We start from the raw sequence: 20978 nt of genomic DNA on the forward strand, positions 1-20978 counted from the left end.
TCGAGCGGCGTCGCTTCGATGCTCTTCACTCCCCTCCCTCCACGCGCAGCGTGGCGGGGAGGGGTCCGAGGCGAGCGAAGCTCGCTCTCGAGGTCGGGGGTGGGGGTGTTTCAGCCGGCTCAGTGCCAGAACGAGAGCGAGAACTTGCTGCGCCACCCCCCACCCCCGACCCCTCCCCACCGCTTCGCGGGGGGAGGGGAGAAGAAAAATGTGCTGGCCCATGTGAGATGGATAGCGCTAGCGCCCGCAACCGCATGGCTTCCCCGCGACAAAGCGCTTCAGGGCGCCTCCCACACCGTATAGAACACCGTCCAACCACCGATTTTCCCGACCTTCGAAGGACAGACCATGCCAGCCTACCGCTCCAGGACCACGACCCACGGCCGCAACATGGCCGGCGCCCGCGGCCTCTGGCGCGCCACCGGCATGAAGAACGAGGATTTCGGCAAGCCGATCATCGCCGTGGTCAACTCGTTCACCCAGTTCGTGCCCGGGCATGTCCATCTCAAGGACCTCGGCCAATTGGTCGCGCGCGAAATCGAAAAGGCCGGCGGCGTCGCCAAGGAGTTCAACACCATCGCGGTCGATGACGGCATCGCGATGGGGCATGACGGCATGCTCTACAGCCTGCCGTCGCGCGAGATCATCGCCGACAGCGTCGAGTACATGGTCAACGCCCATTGCGCCGACGCGATGGTGTGCATCTCCAATTGCGACAAGATCACGCCGGGCATGCTGATGGCGGCGCTGCGGATCAACATCCCGACCGTGTTCGTCTCGGGCGGTCCGATGGAATCCGGCAAGGTCAGCGTCAAGGGCAAGATCCGCTCGGTCGACCTGATCGACGCCATGGTCGCCGCCGCCGACGAAAAGGTCAGCGACGCCGATGTCGAAATCATCGAACGATCGGCCTGCCCGACCTGCGGCTCCTGCTCGGGGATGTTCACGGCGAACTCCATGAACTGCCTGACCGAGGCGCTGGGGCTGGCGCTGCCCGGCAACGGCTCGCTGCTGGCGACCCATGCCGATCGCAAGGGGCTGTTCGTCGAAGCCGGTCATCTGATCGTCGATCTGGCGCGCCGTTACTACGAGCAGGACGACGAGACCGCGCTGCCGCGCGCGATCGCCAGCTTCAAGGCGTTCGAGAACGCCATGACGCTCGATATCGCGATGGGCGGCTCGACCAACACGGTGCTGCATCTGCTCGCGGCCGCCTATGAAGGCGAGATCCCCTTCACCATGCAGGACATCGACCGGCTGTCGCGCCGGGTGCCGGTGTTGTGCAAGGTGGCGCCCTCGGTGCCGGACGTGCATCTGGAGGACGTTCACCGCGCCGGCGGTGTCATGGCCATTCTCGGCGAACTCGACCGCGCCAATTTGATCAACCGCGGGCTGCCGATGGTACATTCCAAGTCGATCGAGGACGCGCTGAACCGCTGGGATATCAGCCGCACCAAGAGCGAAAGCGTGCGCCATTTCTTCAAGGCGGCGCCCGGCAACGTGCCGACGCAGCAGGCCTTCAGCCAGGACCGCCGCTTCGAGGACGTCGATACCGACCGCAGCAAAGGCTGCATCCGCGACGCCGAGCACGCGTTCTCCAGAGACGGCGGCCTTGCCGTGTTGACCGGAAACCTGGCGGTGGACGGCTGCATCGTGAAGACCGCCGGCGTCGACGAGAGCATCCTGAAATTCGCGGGGCCGGCGCGGATCTTCGAAAGCCAGGACGCCGCGGTCGAGGGCATTTTGGGCGGCAAGATCAAGCCCGGCGACGTCGTCGTGGTGCGCTATGAGGGTCCGCGCGGCGGCCCCGGCATGCAGGAGATGCTGTACCCGACCAGCTACCTCAAATCGAAGGGGCTCGGCAAAGTATGCGCCCTGATCACCGATGGCCGCTTCTCCGGTGGATCGTCGGGGCTTTCGATCGGGCATATTTCGCCGGAAGCGGCGGAAGGCGGGCTGATCGGACTGGTCGAGGAGGGCGATCGCATCGAGATCGACATTCCCGCCCGCTCCATCAGCCTCAAGGTCGATGACGCCACCCTGGCGCGGCGCCGGGAAGCGATGCTGGGCCGCAAGGCGGAAGCCTGGAAACCGGCGAAGCGAACCCGCAAGGTGACGATGGCGCTTAGGGCTTATGCGGCGCTGACCACCGGCGCCGCGCGCGGCGCGGTGCGCGTGGTCCGGGACTAGGCGTGCGTGCGAACCGGTCCCGGGACAACCCGTTTTCGCCCTTAACGCGGCATTAACCATTCCGCCACCAGAATTGCCTTCGAAGGCCGTCCGCCGCCTTAAGGGCGCAAGGCCGCGCCTCGAGACCGCCATTCGAAGGGCCGCGACATGGATTTCGACACGCTTTTCGCGAAAACCCCTGCCACCATCGACGAAATCAGATACCGCGTCGCCCGCGCGCTCGACCGGCATCCGCTGTGCCGCAATGTCGAGTTCGACATCGTCAGCATGCCCCGCACCAGCAAGAGCAACTGGACCATCAGCCTGCGCTCGGTCGCGCCGGATGGGATTTGGGAGGCGTCCGATATCGTCGCCGACATCCAGGAAGCCTACGAATTGTTGGCCGCGCCCGAGTTATCCCCGGCCTAAGCTATTGAAAAAGCGTAAGATTGATGCATTTATACCGCCGTCGCATGGTTAGGCCTTAATTAATTCCCAGTTGTCGGCAAAGTGATTGTCGTTGACGGTTCGGAAGGAAGACCAGCTTGACCAAAGCCATCGCCCTGATCGCGCTGACCTGTTTGCTCGTCGCCGGCGCGGCCGTCAGCAGTATTCTCGGCCGCAACAGCGTGCCGGCGGCCCGGGCGGATATGGCTTCCGCCGGCGTCAAAGGCCCGGTCGCGAACCGGGAAGGCAAGCAGGACAAACTCGCGGTCACGCGGCTGGCGCTGGCCTCGTTCGAGCCGGCGCAGACCGCAAGCCTGACCGAGCCGCTGCGGCAGGCCTATGCATCCGCAGCCCCCTCCGACATCGAAATGCCCGGGATCACGGCCCCCGCGGCCGAGACACCGGCGCAACTCGCGCCGCCGAAGCCGAAGCTCGCCGCCAAGCCGGCCCCGCAGAAAGCCTACACGCTGCTCAGCGACGAGCAGATCGCCACCATCAAGGATCGCCTGAGGCTGTCGTCGGACCAGGAATATTACTGGCCGGCGGTGGAAAGCGCGCTGCGCGCCGTGGCCCGTAAGATTCACGCCAGCCGCCATGGCGACACGCACGTCGCCGGCGTGCCGCCGATCGATCCCGACGCCGCCGAAGTCCAGCAGCTGAAATCCGCGGCGATGCCCCTGTTGTTCCAGTTGCGCGAGGACCAGAAGCAGGAAGTGCGCTCGCTGGCCCGCCTGATCGGCCTGGAGAAGGTCGCCGCGCAGATCTGAGGCGTTTGTCCGCGATTGAACGGTCCACGACGCCGGGGCGACTTCGGTTGAACCGAGCTGTTCGCTCCCTCAGGCGCCATCGTGGCCAAGCCACACCGGTTCGCGGCGCCGGATCAGCTCGATCACGCCTAACAGCCCTTGGAAGATCAGCCGCCGCCTGATCTTATCGGCCGAGCAAAGCACTCCGGCGAGAGGTTCACATGCAGATGCGACGCGAACATGATTTGCTGGGCGACCGCGATGTGCCGGCGGCGGCCTATTACGGCGTCCACACCCTGCGCGCGGTGGAGAATTTTCCGATCAGCGCAACGCCGATCTCGATCTATCCGGACCTGATCGTGGCGCTGGCATCCATCAAGCTGGCCGCAGCCAAGACCAATTGCGAATTGAAGCTCTTGGACCAGACGCGCGCCGACGCCATTGTCGCCGCCGCCGAAGAAATCAGGGCCGGCCGGCTGCATGAGGAGTTCGTGGTCGATGTGATCCAGGGCGGCGCCGGCACCTCGACCAACATGAACGCCAACGAGGTCATCGCCAACCGCGCCCTGGAATTGCTGGGCCGGCCCAAGGGCGACTATCATTTCCTGCATCCCAATGAACACGTCAACATGAGCCAGAGCACCAACGACGTCTACCCGACGGCGCTCAAGCTCGCGGCCTATTCCGGCATCATGCGGTTGGTTGAGGCCATGGCGGTGTTGCGTCAGGCGTTCGAGAAGAAGTCCGAGGAGTTCAAGGACATCATCAAGATGGGCCGCACCCAGCTGCAGGACGCCGTTCCGATGACGCTGGGGCAGGAATTCTCGACCTATGCGGTGATGCTCGGAGAAGACGAGCAGCGGCTGCAGGAAGCGGTGCTTCTGGTTTGCGAAATCAACATGGGCGCCACCGCCATCGGCACCGGCATCAATGCGCATCCGGACTACGCCGGACTGGTCTGCCGGCATTTGCGCGATGTCACGGGCATTCCGGTCGTGACCGCCTCGAACCTGATCGAGGCGACCCAGGACTGCGGCAGCTTCGTGCAACTCTCCGGCGTTCTGAAACGGGTCGCGGTCAAACTGTCGAAGACCTGCAATGATCTGCGGCTATTGTCATCGGGGCCGCGCGTCGGCCTCGGCGAGATCAATCTGCCGCCGATGCAGGCCGGCTCCAGTATCATGCCGGGCAAGGTCAACCCGGTGATTCCCGAGGTCGTCAACCAGATCGCCTTCGAGGTGATCGGCAACGACGTCACGGTGAGTTTTGCGGCCGAGGCCGGTCAGTTGCAGTTGAATGCGTTCGAGCCGATCATCGCGCACAGCCTGTTCAAGAGCGTCAACCATTTGCGCGCCGGCTGCCTGACGCTGGCAACAAGATGCGTGAACGGCATCACCGCCAATCGCGAGCATCTGCGCCGGGGCGTCGAAAATTCGATCGGTATCGTGACCGCGCTCAATCCCTATATCGGTTACGCCAACGCCACCGAGGTCGCCCAGGAAGCGCTCCTGACGGGCCTGAGCGTCGCCGATCTCGTGCTGGCCAGGAAGCTCCTGACGCGCGAGCAACTCGACCGGATCCTGCAGCCGGAAGTGCTGACCCGGCCGCGACCGTTCGGCATCGACCAGGCGCCCGCCGAAACCCATGTTTTAAGCCTGCGCCGCGACCAGATCGATTAAGGGGATGGGGTGGCCGGGAAGAGCGCGCAACGCTCCCAGCCTCGATACCAACATGCATGCCAACATTGGTGTTCCAAGAATGTGCACCAAGGAGGCGACTTTGCCGAGAACGTACGAGGGTGCGAGTCGGTCCCCTGCTACTTCTTCCCACTATTTCCTACGCCAGCCTACGATGTTCTGCTATTTCGTTCGCTTGATGGTAGCACCCAAGCCAGCTCACGCGAGTAGCACGCTATTTTTCACCAGGCCCTTCGCGGAATGAGCGGTTACGGAGGGACCGCCAATGGCGCAAAGCTGCCGTTCATTCGCAAACAGCAAACCCGCCGCTCAAAGGAGTGAAAATCTGGATGCCGATGAGGGATCAAACTTGCGAGTTGATTGATACTTCGGCGGCAGAAGCGATTCTTCGGCGCTCGCGTTCTTGCTAGTTCTCGATCCAGACCGTCACGCCCGGCTCGAGGCCTGCCGGCTCTGCCTTCGGGTCGAGGCGCAACCGCAGCGTATTGCGGTCATGATCTCCAATCACCCGCTCGGCCTGCCAGGTGGCGAACGTTCCGATCGGCCGCAGTTCGGTGATAACGGCATTGATTGCGCCATCGGCACCGTTCCGCATCACGCTCACTGTTCTTCCGATCGTGAAGCCACTGAGATGATCTTCGCGCGCGTTAAACGAAAGCCATTGCTCGCCTTCCGCCTCGACCATCAGGATCGGCTGACCCGCGTGAACATTCTCACCCGGCTCTGCAGCGATGACGCTGACCACCCCGTCGACTGGAGCACGCAGAATCATCTTCTCGAGACGGCGCTCCAGCACCGCGACCGCGGCCGCTGCGGCCTGCATCTGTGCGTCGGAGATCGCGCGCTCCTCCCGGGTCGGGCCCGCCACGGCCGCATCGTAGTTCGCCTGCGCCTCCGCCACATCGGCACGCGCGCTTGCAGCATCGTTTTCGGCCTGGTCAAGCGCCTGCTGGGACTCGAAGCTTTGGCGTGCCAGCGTACTGGTTCTTGCGAGCTGGGCTTGCACATATTCGAGGCGGGCGCTTGCCTTGGCGATTCCAGCCTTCAGCGAGTCGACCTGCTCGCGACGGACGCCGGCATAGACGTTGTTGCGATTTGCAGTCGCCGACGCAAGCGCGGCGCGCGCCTGATCCGCCTGTGCCGTCAACTCGATTGCGGAGAGCCTCGCCAGGACGTCGCCCGCATGTACGCGGGCGCCTTTCTCGACCGCAATTGATGCGAGCTGGCCGTCCACCTCCGGCTCCACCCTGACTTCGGTCGCCCGCACCACGCCGACAATTGCGGCCGAAGAATCGGGACGACGCTCGAAGTAGATCAGGGCACCCGCGAGCAGCACGAGCACGATTGCGCCGATCGCGGCACGCCTAACTTTGCGCATGTCGCTGTCCTCTCTTGACGGCAAACGCCGAGATCACGGCGAGCGCGAAATAAGCGAGCGTCAGACACCACAGTCCGAGCCAGTCATGCGCGACCTCCCAGATGCCGGCGCCGAGCTGGTTGATGCGCACGAGGCCATCGATCGCGGAATCGGCGGGGAAAATCCGACCGAGCGCAAGGGCCGCGTCGGGAATTGCTTCGCGCGGCCATGCGAAGCCGGCCATGAAGAACTGAGGCAGGCTGGTCGCAAGCAGGAGAATGGTCGCGTTTTCCGGCCGCGTGAACAAGGCCCCGACGGCCTGCCCCATGAAGCTGGTCGCCAGCAAAAAGACCGCAGCGAGCGCGAACAGTTGCGGAAGATGGCCGAGCGTCGAAAAGCCGTAGATGCGCGGCAGCACGATGAGATACAGCGCGAGCGCTGGCAGGTAGATTGTCAGGTGGGCTATGCCGCGGCCGAGCACACCGGCGAATGCTCCTCCGCCTCTCGCCAACGCCGTACCGGTCAGCATCGCCGCACCGATCAGAAGGGTTTGTTGCAGGATCAGCACAAACGCCGCCGGGACGACGTAGCTCGCATAGCCGCCCACCGGGTTGAAGATCGGTTGCAGCAGAACGTCGGCCGGACTCAGGCTCGCCAATTTCGCCTTCACAAGGCTTCCATCGGAGCGGGCGCCTCGCGAAACGAGGTCGGATGTCAATGCGCCGACCGCCGTGGCGACGCCGCTGGCGGTCGATCTGAATATGAACAGGTAGGTGGCGTCCGCGTAGACCGGGATGTGAACAGTGATGCCTTTGAGCACATCGCGCTCGGTGCCGGGCGGGATCTCGACGGCGACAAAGGCCTGCCCGCGATCGATTGCGGTGCGCGCCTCGGCAAGTGTTCGGGCGCGAACCACGACGCTCAATGCCCCACTCGCGTCCAGTGTCTCCACGATCCGGCGGCTGAGATCACTCAGATCATTATCGACGACTGCGACGGGAAGCTTGCGAAGGATCTGGTTGAGATAGGGCTGCGGATAGTAGATACCGTAGATCAAGGGAGCCAGGAACAGCAGGCTGAACGCGCTCCGCGCTCCGAGCACGCGCCGCCACTCCGCCGTAAAGGCGCCGCCGATGCCCCGCGGTGCGCCCCCTGTTTCGGGTTGCTCGGCAGGTCGCGCCATCTCAAACCAGCCCTTGCGCTTGAGGCTCGCCATGCGCAGCAATGCGAGACCGGCAAAGAGCATCGTAAGGCCTGCGAGCGTCGCGAAGGGAACGGCGGAATCCGAGACCGGCAATCCCCGCGCCGCTTGTCCAAGCAGGACGGCCATGTACCAGCGCAGCGGCAGGATAGTGCTCCAGACTTGCGCAAACGTATTCATGCCGACCGTGGGAAAGCCGACGCCCGCGTAGCCGAATGCAGGAGAGGCAATGAGGCCCGCAAGTCCGAGCCCCGTCGCCAAGTCGCCGACCAGGAGCTGCAGCAAGGCGCCGAGCGACAGGTGGGCAATAATCAGGAGGCAGCCAGCGGCGACCAGCAACGGCACGTCTCCCCTAAACGGGATTTTCAGCACGCCCTCAAGGAAGAGCACCTCAACCAACATGATCAGGAAAAAGATGCCGAACAGCGGCGCGAGCTTACCGACCAGCGCGACGATCGGATCGCCTCCGGCGCTTTCGAGCCACGCTCGTGCGTCGCGACGGCGGAATTCGGATCCGACGGAATAGCCTGCGGCGAGCGTGATCACCACGTGGATGATCGTCGGCAGCAGCGCACGTAGCAGAAACTGCGCATAGTTCTTTTGCGGATTGACAAGCGCGATGGTCTCGCTGGCCAGTGTTCCGACGGAAGCTGGGGCGGGGGCGGTGCGCTTGGCGGGGGCGGCCGCTGCCGCCGCAGCGGATAGCGCATCGCTCAGGCCTGAGGATGCAATGCCAGAAGGGGTCAGGAACTGCTGGTTATAAAAACCCACAACCTGTGGTCGGCGATCGGCTTTCAGGTCACGCTCGAAATCCGGCGGGATATAGATTGCCGAAATCGCCTTGCCGGCCCGTATGTCCTGCACAGCCGTCGACAGCGTACCGGAGCGGTTGACGATTTTCAGGCTCGGAGACGCCGCGACATATTCCACCAGGGCACGCGAAGCGTCCGATCGGTCCGCGTCGACGACGGTCACCCCGAGCCCCCGGATGACAGGATGGCTGAAGACAGTCGTGAGAACCACGAACGCAAATAAGGGTACGCCGAAAATCAGAAGCAACGCCACGCGATCGTGAAACAGCCAATCGCACTCGCGCCGCACGACCGAAAGAAATCCGGGCTTCGATGCCGGCCTCATGACCTGGATCGCCAGTCGAGATAGGCGCTCATCCCCGGTCGCAGTTCGGGCACCGGCTGGACCGGGTAGGCGCGGATTGAAAACGTCCGCAGGTCGAAATCGCCCGAAGCGCGCGTGGCGCGCCAGCTCGCATATTCGCCCTTGGTCGCAATGAGCTTGACTTCGACCGCGACGAGGCGGTCATCGAGAGCGGGAATGTGGACGTCAAATCGATCGCCGACTTTCAAGCCCTTCACCAGATCCTCGCGAAGATCGAAGTGGATCCAGACATCAGCCAAATCGATCAGGGTGACGAGCGGCACGCCCGGCGAAACATATTCGCCAGGCTCCACATTGCGCTGATAGATTTGCGAGGCAACGGGAGCATAGACAACCAGTTGATCGATGATTGATTGCACGCTCTGGATATCGGCATTGGCCTTTTCGACATTGGCCTTGGCAATCGCCCGTTCTTCCCTTGTGTAGCCATTGACCGCCTGATCGTAGGCTGACTTGGCCTGGTCGACCGCCCGTTCGCTTTCGTGCAGCGAATCGGTCATCTGGTCGAGGCGGGCTTGCGGCGCATTGCCTTGCTGGGTCAAAGTGTTGGTGCGGTCGAAATTTTTCTGCGCCAGAACGAGAGCGGCTTGTGCGCGCTCCAGCTCCGCCTTCCGCGCGGCGGTGACTTCGACCCGGGTTCCGACGAGTACGTTGGCAAGCTGCGACTGGGCAACGACCATCGCCGCTCGCATTTGTTCGAGTTTGGCGACAGTCTCGGGATTATCGATCCTTACCAGCACAGCGTTCGCGGGGACGTTCTGGCCGCGTTCGACGGGTATTTCCTTGACGCGTCCGTCGACGCGCGCGGCGATGTCGAGCCGCGTCGCGTCGGCCTCGCCCTGGACAAGCAACGGCTCCGGCCGCAACAGATAGAAGAGCGAAAGAGCGACGACGACAACCGCAATGGCGGCAACGATAATGGAAGGAGCGCGCGTCGCGGCGCGCGTGTTCTTCTCTTGTCCGTCACTTGGCGCGTCGGACGTACCTTGAGCTTCCTCGTCAGAGGTCGGTATGTCCATGCCTGACTCCACTTAGTTCATGACAGTCTTGGTTGTTAGGCCTCGCCGGACCTCCATGCGCCGTGTCTGACTCGGCGGCACCGTGACTTAGCCAGCGTGCACATTTCGCCGCTTGTCCGGATGCGCTCCGATTTGCATGTTCGTGCGGTTCGCCGTCGCTCGCAGCCTTAAGCGCAGCGAAAACGTCGCGCGCATGGCTGTCGCCGGCAATGAGGCTACAGAAGACGCCGCGGCGAGTCGAGGGGGCGCTATGCTCCGCATATTCGAAGTCGCAAAAACCCTTCTGTCGGTCATGGACCGGTGCCGCAATATCCCTCGCGTGCCGAATGTACGGAATGAACCGCGCCGTACGACGGCGATGAAGAAGCACAACCATTCCAGCGACGATCGTCCCATCCAATATCGTGGCAAGTATTCGCGGCACAGTCGCGGTCAAGCGCTGACCAATTTCGCGTCAGGTCGCCACACGGGTGCCACATGTCTGAAGCCGTCAGGAAGAACAATCGAAGCGCTGGCGCCAGCGCTGTCGTCCCTCGTCTTTTTGTCCTCGAGTTGAATGCCGGCCGCATTCACTCCATGAATGCGGACGGTTCCGACCGCAAGACCATCGTGTCGGATTGCAATTTGCCCGACGGCATCGTCGTCGATACCGAAGCTGGCCATATCTACTGGACCAACATGGGCATCCCAAGCCTGAACGACGGATCCGTCGAGCGCGCCGATATCGACGGCAAGAACCGCAAGACCATCGTCGCTCAGGGAGACACCCACACTCCGAAGCAGATCATCCTCGATAAGAAAGGCGGCAAGCTCTATTGGTGCGACCGCGAGGGTATGCGCGTCATGCGCTGCAACCTGGACGGCTCGCAACTGGAGACGCTCATTGAGACGGGGCGCGGCGAAGCCGACAGCCGGGATCCGACGCGATGGTGCGTTGGGCTGACGATCGATCCGAAATTCGGACATATCTACTGGACGCAAAAAGGCCCAGACAATGCCGGGCTCGGTCGCCTGTTCCGAGCCAATGTCGAAATTCCCGCCGGCCAAACTGCAGCCACCAGGTCCGACATCGAGATCTTCTTCAAGGATCTGCCGGAACCGATCGATATCGAGCTCGACCACAAGAACCGTGTTCTCTACTGGACTGACCGCGGCGACCCTCCGCGCGGCAACACAGTCAATCGCGCCTCGATAGACAACAAGCCTGTCGAGCCGGAGATCGTGGTGACCCACCTCATGGAGGGGATCGGTATCGCGCTCGATATTCCAAACGACCGCATGTTCGTGACCGATTTCGCCGGCTCAATCTACTCCGCCCGGCTCGACGGATCCGGTGAACGGAATTTCCTGTTCGCACAGGGCAACCTCACCGGCATCGCCTACGCCGAAATCCCGAAGGAGAAGTAACGTGTCGCAAAACAATCCCATTCGCCGAGTTGCCATTATTGGCACGGGCGTCATCGGCGCCAGCTGGTCCGCACTGTTCCTTGCCCACGGCCTTGACGTGGTGGCGACAGACGTCGCGCCGGGCGCGGAAGCGGCATTGAAGCGCTTTGTTGCAGCGGCGTGGCCCGCACTGCAGCGGCTTGGCCTTGCATCCGGTGCTTCCCAGAACAGGCTGTCATTCACCGCGGTCCTGACGGACGCCGTCAAGGACGCCGATCTGGTCCAGGAAAACGGACCCGAGAAGATCGACTTCAAGCAGACGCTCTATCGGCAACTGGATGAACTGCTGCATCCCAGCGTCATCATCGCCTCAAGCTCGTCGGGGCTCACCATGAGCGAAATCCAGAAGGGCGCCGCGTCTCATCCGGAGCGCTGCGTGATCGCCCACCCCTTCAATCCGCCGCATCTGGTCCCGCTGGTCGAGATCGTCGGAGGAGCGAAGACGTCGAAGGATACGATCGAGCGCGCAGCGGAATTTTACACGTCGATCGGGCAGCGGACGGTGCGCCTCAACAAGGAAATGCCGGGGCATGTCGCCAACCGCCTCCAGGCTGCGTTGGCGCGCGAGGTCTATTACCTCGTTGGCGAGGGCGTGGTCAGCGCCGCCGACGTCGACACGGCCCTGTGCTGGGGCCCGGGCCTGCGCTGGGGCATCATGGGCAACTTGATGCTCAACCACCTCGGCGGCGGTCCGGGCGGTATCGAGCACTTCTTCCAGCAGTTCACCGGTCCAATGACGGCCTGGTGGAAGACCCTTGGCTCGCCGGTGCTGACTCCCGACGTGCAAAAGAAGCTCATCGACAGCGTCCACGCCGAGGTCGGATCGCGCACCATCGACGAACTCGCGGCGGAGCGCGACGAAGTCCTGCTCGGCCTGATTGAGCTGCGCAACAAGGTTGCCAAGGCGAGCCAAACGAAATCGACGGCGCCGGTCGCCTGAGACCAGGCGCCAGCGGCGATATCGATCACGCATCCGACACGTCCTTCAAATCTTCCGGCTTTCAAGCCGCCGCCAAAGGAGTCCAAAATGCCCACCGCAACCGCAGCAAGCAAGACCACCACGCCGAAGCCGGTGCCCGTACCCAACGGCGATTTCTATCAGCTGGTCGACCTTCTCACCCCCGAAGAGAAAGCGCTGGTCAAAAAGGTGCGGACATACTTGGAGAGCAAGGTCCAGCCGATCATCAACAAGTACTGGTCCGATGATGCGTTTCCGTTCGAACTGCTGCCTTCATTCAAGGAGCTCGGCATCGGCGGGCTCGGCTTTGAGGGTTACGGCTGCGCGGGTGGCAGCCAAAAGCTGTTCGGCTTCGTCGCGATGGAGATGGCGCGCGTCGACGCGTCGATCTGTACGTTCTGGGGCGTACACAGCGGCCTGGCAATGGGCTCGATCTATCTCGACGGATCCGAAGAGCAGAAGCAAAAATGGCTACCGCAAATGGCGCGCTACGAAAAGATCGGGTGTTTCGGGTTGACCGAGCCACTGGTCGGTTCGGGAACGAGCGGCGGTCTCACGACAACCGCCAAACGTGAAGGCGATACCTGGATTCTCAATGGACAGAAGCGGTGGATCGGTAACGCGCCATGGTGTGACGTTTCGATCATCTGGGCGCGCGATCTCGCGGACAACCAGGTCAAGGGATTCATCGTTGAGAACAAGTCGACGCCCGGTTTCAGCGTCGAGAAGATCGAGCACAAAATCGCGCTCAAGGTGGTCCAGAACGGCCAGATCACGCTGAAGGATGTGCGGGTGTCTGAAGCGAACCGCCTGCAGGGCGGCAATTCGTTCCGCGATACCGCGCGCGTGCTGCGGATGACGCGATACATGGTGGGTTGGGCGTCAACCGGCATCCAGATGGGCGCATTCGAAGCAACCCTCAAATACGCCCAGGAGCGACTGCAATTCGGCAGGCCGATCGCTTCGTTCCAGTTGATTCAGGATCTGCTCGCCAAGATGCTTGGCAATCTGACCGCGTGCCAGTGCCTGATGCTCCGTTTGGCGCAGCTCGATGACGAAGGCAAGCTTGGCGACCATCATGCGGCGCTCGCGAAGGCGTTCTGCACGGCGAAATCGCGCGAGACGGTCTCATGGGGTCGCGAGGTCCTGGGCGGCAACGGCATTGTCGCCGACTACAACGTCGCACGCTTCTTCGCGGACGCCGAGGCGCTGTACTCCTACGAAGGCACTTATCAGATGCAGAATCTGATCGTCGGCAAGGCCATCACCGGTCACGGCGCCTTCCTGTGACATCCCAGCGGCCGGCGCTCCGACGCCGGCAGCCCCCCATCCAGGAGATATGACTATGGTTTCGGCTGCACCGTTCACCTCTTCGCCTGCAACAGTACCCAACTCCGTGCCCAGAGCGGCGTTGGCGCTTGCGAACGTCCAGTACGAGAAAAAGGGTTCGATCGCCTACGTGGCGGTCAATCGGCCCAAGGTGCTCAACGCGCTCAATACGCCGACTTGGACCGATTTGAAGGCCGCATTCGAGGATGCAAAGGTCGATGCGTCTGTGCACGGCGTGATCCTCACCGGCGCGGGCGACAAGGCTTTCATCGCCGGCGCAGACATCGGTGAACTCGCGCATGTCGACGCCTATGAAGCGGAAGAGTCCAGCCGGTTCGGGCAGAGCGTGCTGGACGTCATCGAAAATCTCGGCAAGCCGGTGATCGCGGCGATCAATGGCTTTGCGCTCGGCGGCGGCTGCGAGACGGCGATGGCTTGCACGATGAGGATCGCGGTGGAGCATGCCAGATTTGGGCAACCCGAAGTCAAGCTGGGCCTGCTGCCCGGCGGTGGCGGAACGCAGCGGTTGCCGCGGCTGGTCGGAAAGGGCCGTGCGTTGCAACTGATCCTCACGGGCGAGACGATTTCCGCGCAGGAAGCCTATCGTATCGGCCTCGTCAACGAAGTCGTTTCCGCAGCCAGCCTGATTGACCGTGCCGAGACGATTCTGAAGCAGATCGCGGCCAACGCTCCGATCGCCGTGAAGTTCTCCCTGGAGGCGGCGAACAAGGGGCTGGAGACCAGCCAAAGCGAAGGCCTTGCGTTGGAAGCTTCCTACTTCGGCATTTGCGCCGCCACCGAAGACAAGAAGGAAGGCACCTCCGCCTTCCTCGAGAAACGTGCACCGCAGTTCCGAGGCCGGTAAAGCAGCCGCAGCCTACAGCGCCTTCAGAAAGGACAGTCATGGCAAGCAACAACATTTTCTCTGGACTGAAAGTAGTAGATCTGGCGAGCTTCATCGCAGGCCCCAGCGCCGCGGTGATCCTGTCCGACTTCGGCGCTGACGTCATCAAAGTGGAGCCGCCGAGCGGCGAGCTATGGCGGCATGCGCACAACCTGCCTCCGCAGCCGGTCGCCGAGGATGCCTACCCCTGGCACCTCGCCAATCGCAACAAGCGGGGTATGGCGCTTGATCTGAAGTCGCCGAGCGCCCATCAGATTCTCGAAAAGCTCGTCAAATGGGCCGACGTTCTCATCGTCAATACGCCGCATCCGGCACGCGCGCGACTGAAGCTTGAATATAAAGATGTGGTGCAGTGGAACCCGCGCTTGATCTACGCGGACCTCACGGGTTTCGGCGACAAGGGACCGGATGCAGATCTGCCCGGCTTTGACATCACGTCGTACTGGGCACGCAGCGGATTGCTGTCGATGACGCGCGATGCCGGCGCGCCGCCGACCTGGCCGGTGGCCGGCAGCGGTGACAATGCCACCGCCGTTGGGCTCTATTCGGCGATCGTCACCGCCTTATATCGTCGCGAGCGCACGGGGGAGGGCGCGCATGTCACGACCTCGTTGCTCGCCGAAGGCGTGTGGTCCGCCAGCGTCTCGATCCAGGCAGCGCTGTGCGAGGCGAAATTCTTCGGGCTGCACGATCGCAAGAACCCTGTGAATGCGGCAATGAACGTCTATCGCGCCAAGGATGACACCTGGTTCGTTCTCCTCATCACGCCCGACAAGCTGGCAGCCGTCGCCAAGGCCCTTGGCCGCTCTGACCTTCTGACCGATCCGCGGTTCTCCGATCCGACGCAGTTGATGGCGAATATGCCACAGCTCACGGCGATCCTCGATGAGATCTTCTGTGCCGAGCCGATGGCGCATTGGTATGACGTGTTCAACGGCGTTCACGTGACGTTCGGAGCGGTGCGTGGGCCACAGGATGTGATCAACGATCCCCAGCTCCGGGCGAACGACATCGTCGTTCCGCTCGAAGGCGCCGGCGGCAAGCTGACGTCGACGATCAGCAGCCCGCTTCAGGTGCATGGCGTCGCCAAAGTGTCCGCCAAGCGCGCCCCAAAGATTGGAGAACACAACGATGAGGTTCTCCGGCAGCTCGGATTCAGTGCGACCGAAATCGATGGTTTGCGTGCGAGCGGTGCTATTCCGAAAGCAAAGGAGCATGCGGCCTAGCGCACACTGCCGGGGCGGCGGGAGCCGCCCCGAACCTCGACTTGCAGTAAAATTCACCAAAGGGACCAGGACCTCGACCATGGAAGAGATTGTTACCGAACATGCGGAAGGCATCCTGCGCGTCCAGTTGAACCGCCCGACAAAGCGGAACGCGATGACTTCAGCCATGTACATGGCTCTCGCAGGCATCTTCAACGAGGCGGCGAATGACGAGAACACGCGTGTCGTCCTTTGGCACGGCGCGGGAGACTCGTTCTGCGCAGGCAACGATATCGAGGATTTTCTGAAGAATCCGCCCGGGCCGGGAGAATCTCCGCAAGCCCGACTGATGGAGGCGCTGGTCAACATCGACAAGCCGCTGGTCGCCGCGGTCCACGGCGCCGCGATCGGCGGCGGCACCACCATGTTGACGCACTGCGACTTCATCTACGCCGGCGAGAGTGCGAAATTCCAGATGCCCTTCATCAATCTTGCTGTCGTACCGGAATTCGGATCGAGTTGCTCCGTGCCGGCGCGGATCGGTCATGTTCGTGCGGCAGAGCTGATTTTGTTGGGAGCTCCCTTTGATGCCATGCGTGCCGCGGAGTTGGGTCTGGTTACCGAAGTCGTCTCCGACAACGATCTCCGGGCGAGAGCAACCGAAACGGCTCGGAAATTGGCAGCGAAGCCGGCGAACGCGCTGCAAGCCAGCAAGAGGCTTATGAAGCAGCCATTTCGCGAGCAGATGAAGGCAGCGATGAAGGCCGAGAACGAAGAGTTCAGCGCGCAAGTCCGCTCTGAAGACGCAAAAGAGGCGTTCTCGGCTTTCCTGGAAAAGCGCAAGCCTGACTTCACGAGGAGCACCAAGTCTCCAGCGACTGCATAGAGCGAACATACGATCCCGCCGGACATGCGATCACCGCGATTGAACATTCCGGGCAAGTGCAGTGTCTCTGGCAGAGCTTCGCGCGCCACGCCGCCCGAGGACGGAGTGGCCTGACCTGTAATGGAGAATACCATGGATAAGCCGATGAATGTGTGCGTATTGGTTGGAAGCCTACGGAAGGCTTCGTTGAACGGGATGCTGGCCAATGCGCTGATCTGGCTCGCGCCGTCCTCGATGAAGCTCGATATCGTCGAGATCGGGCAATTGCCGCTTTACAATGAGGATCTTGAGACCGCGGCTCCGCCCGAGCAATGGACCGCGTTCCGCCAGCGCGTCAAGGCGGCGGATGCAGTTCTGTTCGTCTCGCCGGAATATAATCGCTCGGTGCCGGCCGTTCTCAAGAATGCCCTCGATGTCGGCTCCAGGCCGTATGGGAGCAGTGTCTGGGACCGCAAGCCCGGCGCGATCGTCAGCAGCTCGCCGGGCGCGATCGGGGGCTTCGGTGCCAATCATCATCTCAGGCAGTCACTCGTGTTTCTGAACGTGCGGACCATGCAGCAGCCCGAGGCCTATGTTAGCCATGTCGACAAGCTCTTCGATGAACATGGTAAGCTCGCCGGCGACGGCACCCGTAAATTCCTGCAGGAGTACATGCAGGCGTTCTCGAATTGGGTCCAGACGATCCGATCCGATTGAAATCGAAGGTGAATCTCAAAATTGTATTGGCCGCATGCCCTCGAATTCGTCGCGGCACGCGTCGCTGAAGCCTCGCAACAGATCGATCGTGCCATTAATGGCCATTTCACGCAGTTCGACGAAACTCTTGTCCGGCTCCAAATAGGTGTCCAGGATTTTCCGGGCGACGTCTTCGGCACAATGGACCACCGGCTTTGAAGACATCGCCCGCATGCTGCTCAGCTTTGCGTAAACGCCGACCAGGCCGGGAATGTCGGCTTCATCGTGCTGGAGCGCATCAATGTAGCATTTGGCGGCTTCCTCGATGAAATCCCTGTAAAGCATCTGCCGGCGGGTCTTCTCGTGAAGGATCCACTCGGTGCGGACCTGGCTTCGGTGATTCAGCCAAGTTGCAATTCCGCTCGTCAAGCCGCCGACGGCTGCTCCGGTGAGGGCGGCGAGCGCGGAGATGACGGAGACATCCACAGGTGCCATTCCAAACCAGCTTGCGGCATCCGGCAGCGATGACTGCCGGGCCTGACTACGACGATGACGCGGACGACCGCGACCCTTCGGAAATCAGCCGCGAGCTCCGTTGCCCCGACAGATAAGACCAGAGCCATTGCGTTTGAACGCGGAACCGGTTCTGAAGCTGCGGCAGCGCGAGCACATGTAGCGCGGCCCACACCAGCCAGGTCACAAAGCCACTGCTGCGCAAATGGCCGGACTCGAGGATGGCGAAGTTTTTGCCGACCACCGCCATATTGCCTTTGTCGCGGTATCGAAACGGTCGACCATCCTTGCGGCCTCTGACACGGTTGGCGATGACATGTCCGACAAATCGGCCCTGTTGAATGGCTGCCTGCGCCACTCCGGGCACTGGGTGACCATCCTGGGTCATCGTGGCCGCGTCGCCCGCCACAAAGACGTTGGGTGCGTCGGGGATGTCCATGAAAGCGCCGACGAAGGCGCGCCCGGCGCGGTCTGTCTGCGTTCCAAGCATTTTCACGACCGGCGAGGCGCTGACGCCCGCCGTCCAAAGCACAGTGGCGCTGGGAATCCGGACGCCCGCCGCGATCACGCCCTGATCATCGACCTTCTCGACCTTTACGCCCGTCGAAACTTCAACGCCGAGCTTGGTTAGTCGCTTGGCCGCTTTTCGCGACAGCGATTCCACAAATGTCGGAAGAATACGAGCGCCGCCGTCCAGTAATACAATTCGGCTCTTGGCGGGGTCGATTTTGCGGAAATTTTTGCGCAGGGTCACCGAGACCAGTTGAGCGATCGAAGCGGCAAGCTCGACGCCGGTCGGGCCAGCGCCCACCAACACGAAGGTCATTTGGCGATCGCGTTCTTTCGGGTCATCGGTCGATTCCGCCAATTCGAACGCACTCAGGATCTTGGTTCGGATCGTTTCAGCGTCGTTGAGGCTCTTGAGGCCTGGCGCGAACCGTGCGAACTCGTCATGACCAAAATAGCTCGGACGCATTCCGGTGGCGATCACCAGAAAGTCGTACTCGAGTTTTCGACTGCCAATCCCCGGGCAAATGGCCTCGAGGGCGCGAGCTCCCAGGTTGATGCCCTTAACTTCTGCCAGCAATACGCTGAGGTTCTTCTGTTTCGCCTCGAGCTGCCGGATCGGCGCTGCTATCTCGGAGGGTGACAAGACAGCGGTGGCCACCTGATACAGGAGCGGCTGAAAAATATGGTGGTTACGCCGGTCGACCAGCGTTATTTCGACATTGGCTCGCTTGAGCGCCCGTGCTGCCGCGATGCCGGCGAAACCGCCGCCGATGATCAAGACGCGTTTCGGGACCGCCTTTGTTATAGGTGGCTTTTCTTGCGGGAACGATTTGGTCAGAACTGTAGTCATGGATGTACCAACGATCTCCAGGGCCAGCCGCCCGATTAGCACTGGGATACAGCAGGGCTTCGGGCCAATCTTGAACGGTGGTGCGGTGCATAGAACGTCTATGCCGCTTTTATGCTGGCGCGGGCAATACGCGCTCGAACAGCATGCGCGGGAGGATCAGCCCGAAGGTCATGGCCATGATGATCAGAAATGCCGTGGCGCCGTTCGTGGCGATGCTCGTCAGCAGAGCCACTGGCGCGCTCGGCCCGATCGAGACCAATTCGACGAGGCCAGTCGCGGCGTTGAACAGGAAAAAGCCCGGCATCAATGAGACGACGGCGGAAAAGGCGAGAGCCGCGAAGGGCAGATGCAGGCGATCGGCTATTGGCGTCACGAGGACGCTGACGAGCATGCAGGCGACGAGCGCGCCAGTCGCGGCATTTGTCCCCACGACGGAGATCAGCGCCCAGCGCGCGGCATGCGCGAGCATGCCGGCCGCGATCGGGAGCGCGAGCAGGCGCCACGGCATTGAGAAGAACGTGCCAAAGGAGGCGACGGCGCATCCTGCCGCAATCACGTCGATGACCAAGGGCACGGGTGGAGATGATCCGGCTATCGCGAGGTTTGCGCCGACCGCGGTGAACCCGAACAGGCCGCCGGCGCAGATCAGGAGCACGATGACGCCGGCATGGGCCAGGCGCACGATTCCCAGCGCGATGCGCGTACGAGCGAGGTCGATGGCACCGTTGAGGATATGCGGGCCGGGAACCAGCACCATGCAGGGACAGAAACCGACCAGCGCTATTGCCCCCGATAGCTGGAAACGGCTGGCAGCAGCAGCCACGATACCCGCGATAGACGCGGCACAAAGTGGCTGGATCAGTGGATCATTGCTGAAGCGGGACAGCCAACGCCTGACGAGCGCACCGATGGCGGCGCTGGCCGCGATCAAGAGCAGGCTTGTCGCATCCAGTACGCCGAAAATGACGCCAAGCGAAGCCGCGCCAATGGCTGCAAAGAGCGTGAAGCGTGGCGTGGAAGCTGGCGGCAGACGGCCAGCCGACGTGAGTGCGGATTGCGCAGTCTCGGCCGGCAACGTGCCGTGGCAGACTTGGTCCAATACCGTCATGACGGCCAGGACTCTGCCCATGTCGACCCCGAGCGGCTTGGTGGGAACGATTCGTGAGACGGGCGCGCCGTCGAGTTCGACGGTGAGCTCACCCCAGTAAGGTAGCACCTTAACCGTCACGCCAAGAGCGCGCCCAAGCCGCTCGGCAGCGGTAACCGTCCGTTCTGTGGTCTGCCCGTGAGCAAACAGGAGTGTGGCGGCCAGCGCGGTCGTCTCCAATGCCGCCTTGCATGTCAGCGGCTCGGGGCGCGTTGTTTCGCTTTTCAGATTGGTCAATTGCGTCGCGCGGTCCAATAGCCCGTGCATCGCGCGCCTCCCGCGCGGCCACTCCATCTTCCGCGCCCGGATGTCCCGGAAAGCCTCCCCGTGCCGGATGCAAATTTGTCTTGAACCGTCACCGACGCACGAACCGAACCGGACTTCGCGACGTATCCCCTGAATTTTACCAGATTGGGGTGAGTCACGATGCCATCGGAGATATTGACGGTGAAGTTGTAACTGGGATCGCATGCGCCCGTTTGCGTCACGAAGACGAGATACCAGGAGCCATCATAGGCGGAACGCGCGTATGCCACAGATGCCGGGGCGATAAAGCAGGCGGCTGCAATCATCCAGAGCGAGGGCGTCTTCATCGATAGTTCTCCGTTAGGCAAAGCGGTCGCTTCCAAGCAACCGCAACAGACCTCGTCAATATTCGAATTTGGGAGCGGCGCGTTGCCGATTCGAACGATGATCTGCGTTAGGAAAAAGCTTGCGCAGGGCGCTTGTTGAAACGTGCTCGA

Annotated in this window: 18 protein-coding genes; 11 read left to right on the forward strand and 7 right to left on the reverse strand. The window is 62.3% G+C overall.

From position 1 onward, the window contains the following. The first annotated feature begins 348 nt into the window (after positions 1 to 348). From ilvD to aspA, 4 genes are all read left to right on the forward strand, one after another. Positions 349 to 2190 (forward strand): dihydroxy-acid dehydratase, encoded by a 1842-nt coding sequence (gene ilvD / locus B5525_RS14965; protein ID WP_079566687.1) that lies wholly within the window; start codon positions 349 to 351, stop codon positions 2188 to 2190. A gap of 147 nt (positions 2191 to 2337) precedes the next feature. After that, positions 2338 to 2598: a hypothetical protein gene (locus B5525_RS14970; RefSeq protein WP_079566688.1), complete on the forward strand. Its 261-nt coding sequence runs from the start codon at positions 2338 to 2340 to the stop codon at positions 2596 to 2598. 116 nt (positions 2599 to 2714) lie between these two features. Continuing rightward, positions 2715 to 3383, forward strand: a complete 669-nt coding sequence (locus B5525_RS14975; protein ID WP_079566689.1) for a hypothetical protein — start codon at positions 2715 to 2717, stop codon at positions 3381 to 3383. Positions 3384 to 3583: 200 nt separating this feature from the next. Then, complete coding sequence (gene aspA / locus B5525_RS14980; RefSeq protein WP_079566690.1) at positions 3584 to 5041, forward strand: aspartate ammonia-lyase; 1458 nt, start codon at positions 3584 to 3586, stop codon at positions 5039 to 5041. Between the two features lie 424 nt (positions 5042 to 5465). On the opposite strand, the gene B5525_RS14985 is transcribed toward aspA, so the two are convergent. Genes B5525_RS14985 through B5525_RS14995 form a run of 3 tightly spaced genes read right to left on the reverse strand, consistent with a single transcriptional unit; the run spans position 5466 to position 9812 of the window. Beyond that, positions 5466 to 6437 carry an HlyD family secretion protein gene (locus B5525_RS14985; protein ID WP_079566691.1) on the reverse strand — a complete coding sequence of 324 codons (972 nt, stop codon included), beginning with the start codon at positions 6435 to 6437 and terminating at the stop codon, positions 5466 to 5468. After that, positions 6424 to 8754, reverse strand: coding sequence for an ABC transporter permease (locus B5525_RS14990; RefSeq protein WP_079566692.1), 2331 nt, complete (start codon positions 8752 to 8754; stop codon positions 6424 to 6426). Before B5525_RS14990 ends, B5525_RS14985 begins: the two co-directional genes overlap by 14 nt. Further along, positions 8751 to 9812 carry an HlyD family secretion protein gene (locus B5525_RS14995; protein ID WP_079566693.1) on the reverse strand — a complete coding sequence of 354 codons (1062 nt, stop codon included), beginning with the start codon at positions 9810 to 9812 and terminating at the stop codon, positions 8751 to 8753. The genes B5525_RS14990 and B5525_RS14995 overlap by 4 nt, the downstream gene beginning before the upstream one ends. 477 nt (positions 9813 to 10289) lie before the next feature. Between B5525_RS14995 and B5525_RS15000 the strand changes: the two genes are divergently transcribed. From B5525_RS15000 to B5525_RS15030, 7 genes are all read left to right on the forward strand, one after another. Further along, entirely contained in the window at positions 10290 to 11219 is a 930-nt protein-coding gene (locus B5525_RS15000) for a 3-hydroxyacyl-CoA dehydrogenase (RefSeq protein WP_079566694.1), read from the forward strand. A gap of 1 nt (position 11220) precedes the next feature. Continuing rightward, entirely contained in the window at positions 11221 to 12198 is a 978-nt protein-coding gene (locus B5525_RS15005) for a 3-hydroxyacyl-CoA dehydrogenase NAD-binding domain-containing protein (RefSeq protein WP_079566695.1), read from the forward strand. Positions 12199 to 12285: 87 nt separating this feature from the next. Further along, positions 12286 to 13506 carry an acyl-CoA dehydrogenase family protein gene (locus B5525_RS15010; RefSeq protein WP_079566696.1) on the forward strand — a complete coding sequence of 407 codons (1221 nt, stop codon included), beginning with the start codon at positions 12286 to 12288 and terminating at the stop codon, positions 13504 to 13506. A 55-nt stretch (positions 13507 to 13561) separates the two neighbouring features. After that, positions 13562 to 14410 (forward strand): enoyl-CoA hydratase-related protein, encoded by an 849-nt coding sequence (locus B5525_RS15015; RefSeq protein ID WP_079566697.1) that lies wholly within the window; start codon positions 13562 to 13564, stop codon positions 14408 to 14410. After that, complete coding sequence (locus B5525_RS15020) at positions 14332 to 15675, forward strand: CaiB/BaiF CoA transferase family protein (protein ID WP_244567902.1); 1344 nt, start codon at positions 14332 to 14334, stop codon at positions 15673 to 15675. The genes B5525_RS15015 and B5525_RS15020 overlap by 79 nt, the downstream gene beginning before the upstream one ends. Before the next feature lie 154 nt (positions 15676 to 15829). Continuing rightward, positions 15830 to 16540 (forward strand): enoyl-CoA hydratase-related protein, encoded by a 711-nt coding sequence (locus B5525_RS15025; RefSeq protein WP_244568044.1) that lies wholly within the window; start codon positions 15830 to 15832, stop codon positions 16538 to 16540. 132 nt (positions 16541 to 16672) lie between these two features. Then, positions 16673 to 17236, forward strand: coding sequence for an NADPH-dependent FMN reductase (locus B5525_RS15030; protein WP_079566700.1), 564 nt, complete (start codon positions 16673 to 16675; stop codon positions 17234 to 17236). Positions 17237 to 17251: 15 nt separating this feature from the next. On the opposite strand, the gene B5525_RS15035 is transcribed toward B5525_RS15030, so the two are convergent. The 4 genes from B5525_RS15035 to B5525_RS15050 all read right to left on the reverse strand — a co-directional run bounded on the left by B5525_RS15035 (position 17252) and on the right by B5525_RS15050 (position 20828). After that, the gene (locus B5525_RS15035; protein ID WP_079566701.1) at positions 17252 to 17710 is read right to left on the reverse strand and encodes a hypothetical protein; all 459 of its coding nucleotides are present in this window, start codon (positions 17708 to 17710) and stop codon (positions 17252 to 17254) included. Between the two features lie 46 nt (positions 17711 to 17756). Continuing rightward, positions 17757 to 19088, reverse strand: a complete 1332-nt coding sequence (locus tag B5525_RS15040; protein ID WP_079566702.1) for an NAD(P)/FAD-dependent oxidoreductase — start codon at positions 19086 to 19088, stop codon at positions 17757 to 17759. A gap of 109 nt (positions 19089 to 19197) precedes the next feature. After that, positions 19198 to 20490, reverse strand: coding sequence for a threonine/serine ThrE exporter family protein (locus B5525_RS15045; protein WP_172899881.1), 1293 nt, complete (start codon positions 20488 to 20490; stop codon positions 19198 to 19200). Then, positions 20469 to 20828, reverse strand: coding sequence for a hypothetical protein (locus tag B5525_RS15050; protein WP_079566704.1), 360 nt, complete (start codon positions 20826 to 20828; stop codon positions 20469 to 20471). The genes B5525_RS15045 and B5525_RS15050 overlap by 22 nt, the downstream gene beginning before the upstream one ends. Positions 20829 to 20978 lie beyond the last annotated feature (150 nt).

The sequence above is a fragment of the Bradyrhizobium erythrophlei genome (assembly GCF_900129505.1).
Classification (GTDB): Bacteria; Pseudomonadota; Alphaproteobacteria; order Rhizobiales; family Xanthobacteraceae; genus Bradyrhizobium; species Bradyrhizobium erythrophlei_D.

What these genes read in the sequence shown, in the direction of transcription:
- ilvD (WP_079566687.1), top strand. Translation starts at nt 349, where the DNA reads ATGCCAGCCTACCGCTCCAGGACCACGACCCACGGCCGCAACATGGCC.
- B5525_RS14970 (WP_079566688.1), top strand. Translation starts at nt 2,338, where the DNA reads ATGGATTTCGACACGCTTTTCGCGAAAACCCCTGCCACCATCGACGAA.
- aspA (WP_079566690.1), top strand. Translation starts at nt 3,584, where the DNA reads ATGCAGATGCGACGCGAACATGATTTGCTGGGCGACCGCGATGTGCCG.
- B5525_RS14985 (WP_079566691.1), bottom strand. Translation starts at nt 6,437, where the DNA reads ATGCGCAAAGTTAGGCGTGCCGCGATCGGCGCAATCGTGCTCGTGCTG.
- B5525_RS14990 (WP_079566692.1), bottom strand. Translation starts at nt 8,754, where the DNA reads ATGAGGCCGGCATCGAAGCCCGGATTTCTTTCGGTCGTGCGGCGCGAG.
- B5525_RS14995 (WP_079566693.1), bottom strand. Translation starts at nt 9,812, where the DNA reads ATGGACATACCGACCTCTGACGAGGAAGCTCAAGGTACGTCCGACGCG.
- B5525_RS15000 (WP_079566694.1), top strand. Translation starts at nt 10,290, where the DNA reads ATGTCTGAAGCCGTCAGGAAGAACAATCGAAGCGCTGGCGCCAGCGCT.
- B5525_RS15010 (WP_079566696.1), top strand. Translation starts at nt 12,286, where the DNA reads ATGCCCACCGCAACCGCAGCAAGCAAGACCACCACGCCGAAGCCGGTG.
- B5525_RS15015 (WP_079566697.1), top strand. Translation starts at nt 13,562, where the DNA reads ATGGTTTCGGCTGCACCGTTCACCTCTTCGCCTGCAACAGTACCCAAC.
- B5525_RS15025 (WP_244568044.1), top strand. Translation starts at nt 15,830, where the DNA reads ATGACTTCAGCCATGTACATGGCTCTCGCAGGCATCTTCAACGAGGCG.
- B5525_RS15030 (WP_079566700.1), top strand. Translation starts at nt 16,673, where the DNA reads ATGGATAAGCCGATGAATGTGTGCGTATTGGTTGGAAGCCTACGGAAG.
- B5525_RS15035 (WP_079566701.1), bottom strand. Translation starts at nt 17,710, where the DNA reads ATGGCACCTGTGGATGTCTCCGTCATCTCCGCGCTCGCCGCCCTCACC.
- B5525_RS15040 (WP_079566702.1), bottom strand. Translation starts at nt 19,088, where the DNA reads ATGACTACAGTTCTGACCAAATCGTTCCCGCAAGAAAAGCCACCTATA.
- B5525_RS15050 (WP_079566704.1), bottom strand. Translation starts at nt 20,828, where the DNA reads ATGAAGACGCCCTCGCTCTGGATGATTGCAGCCGCCTGCTTTATCGCC.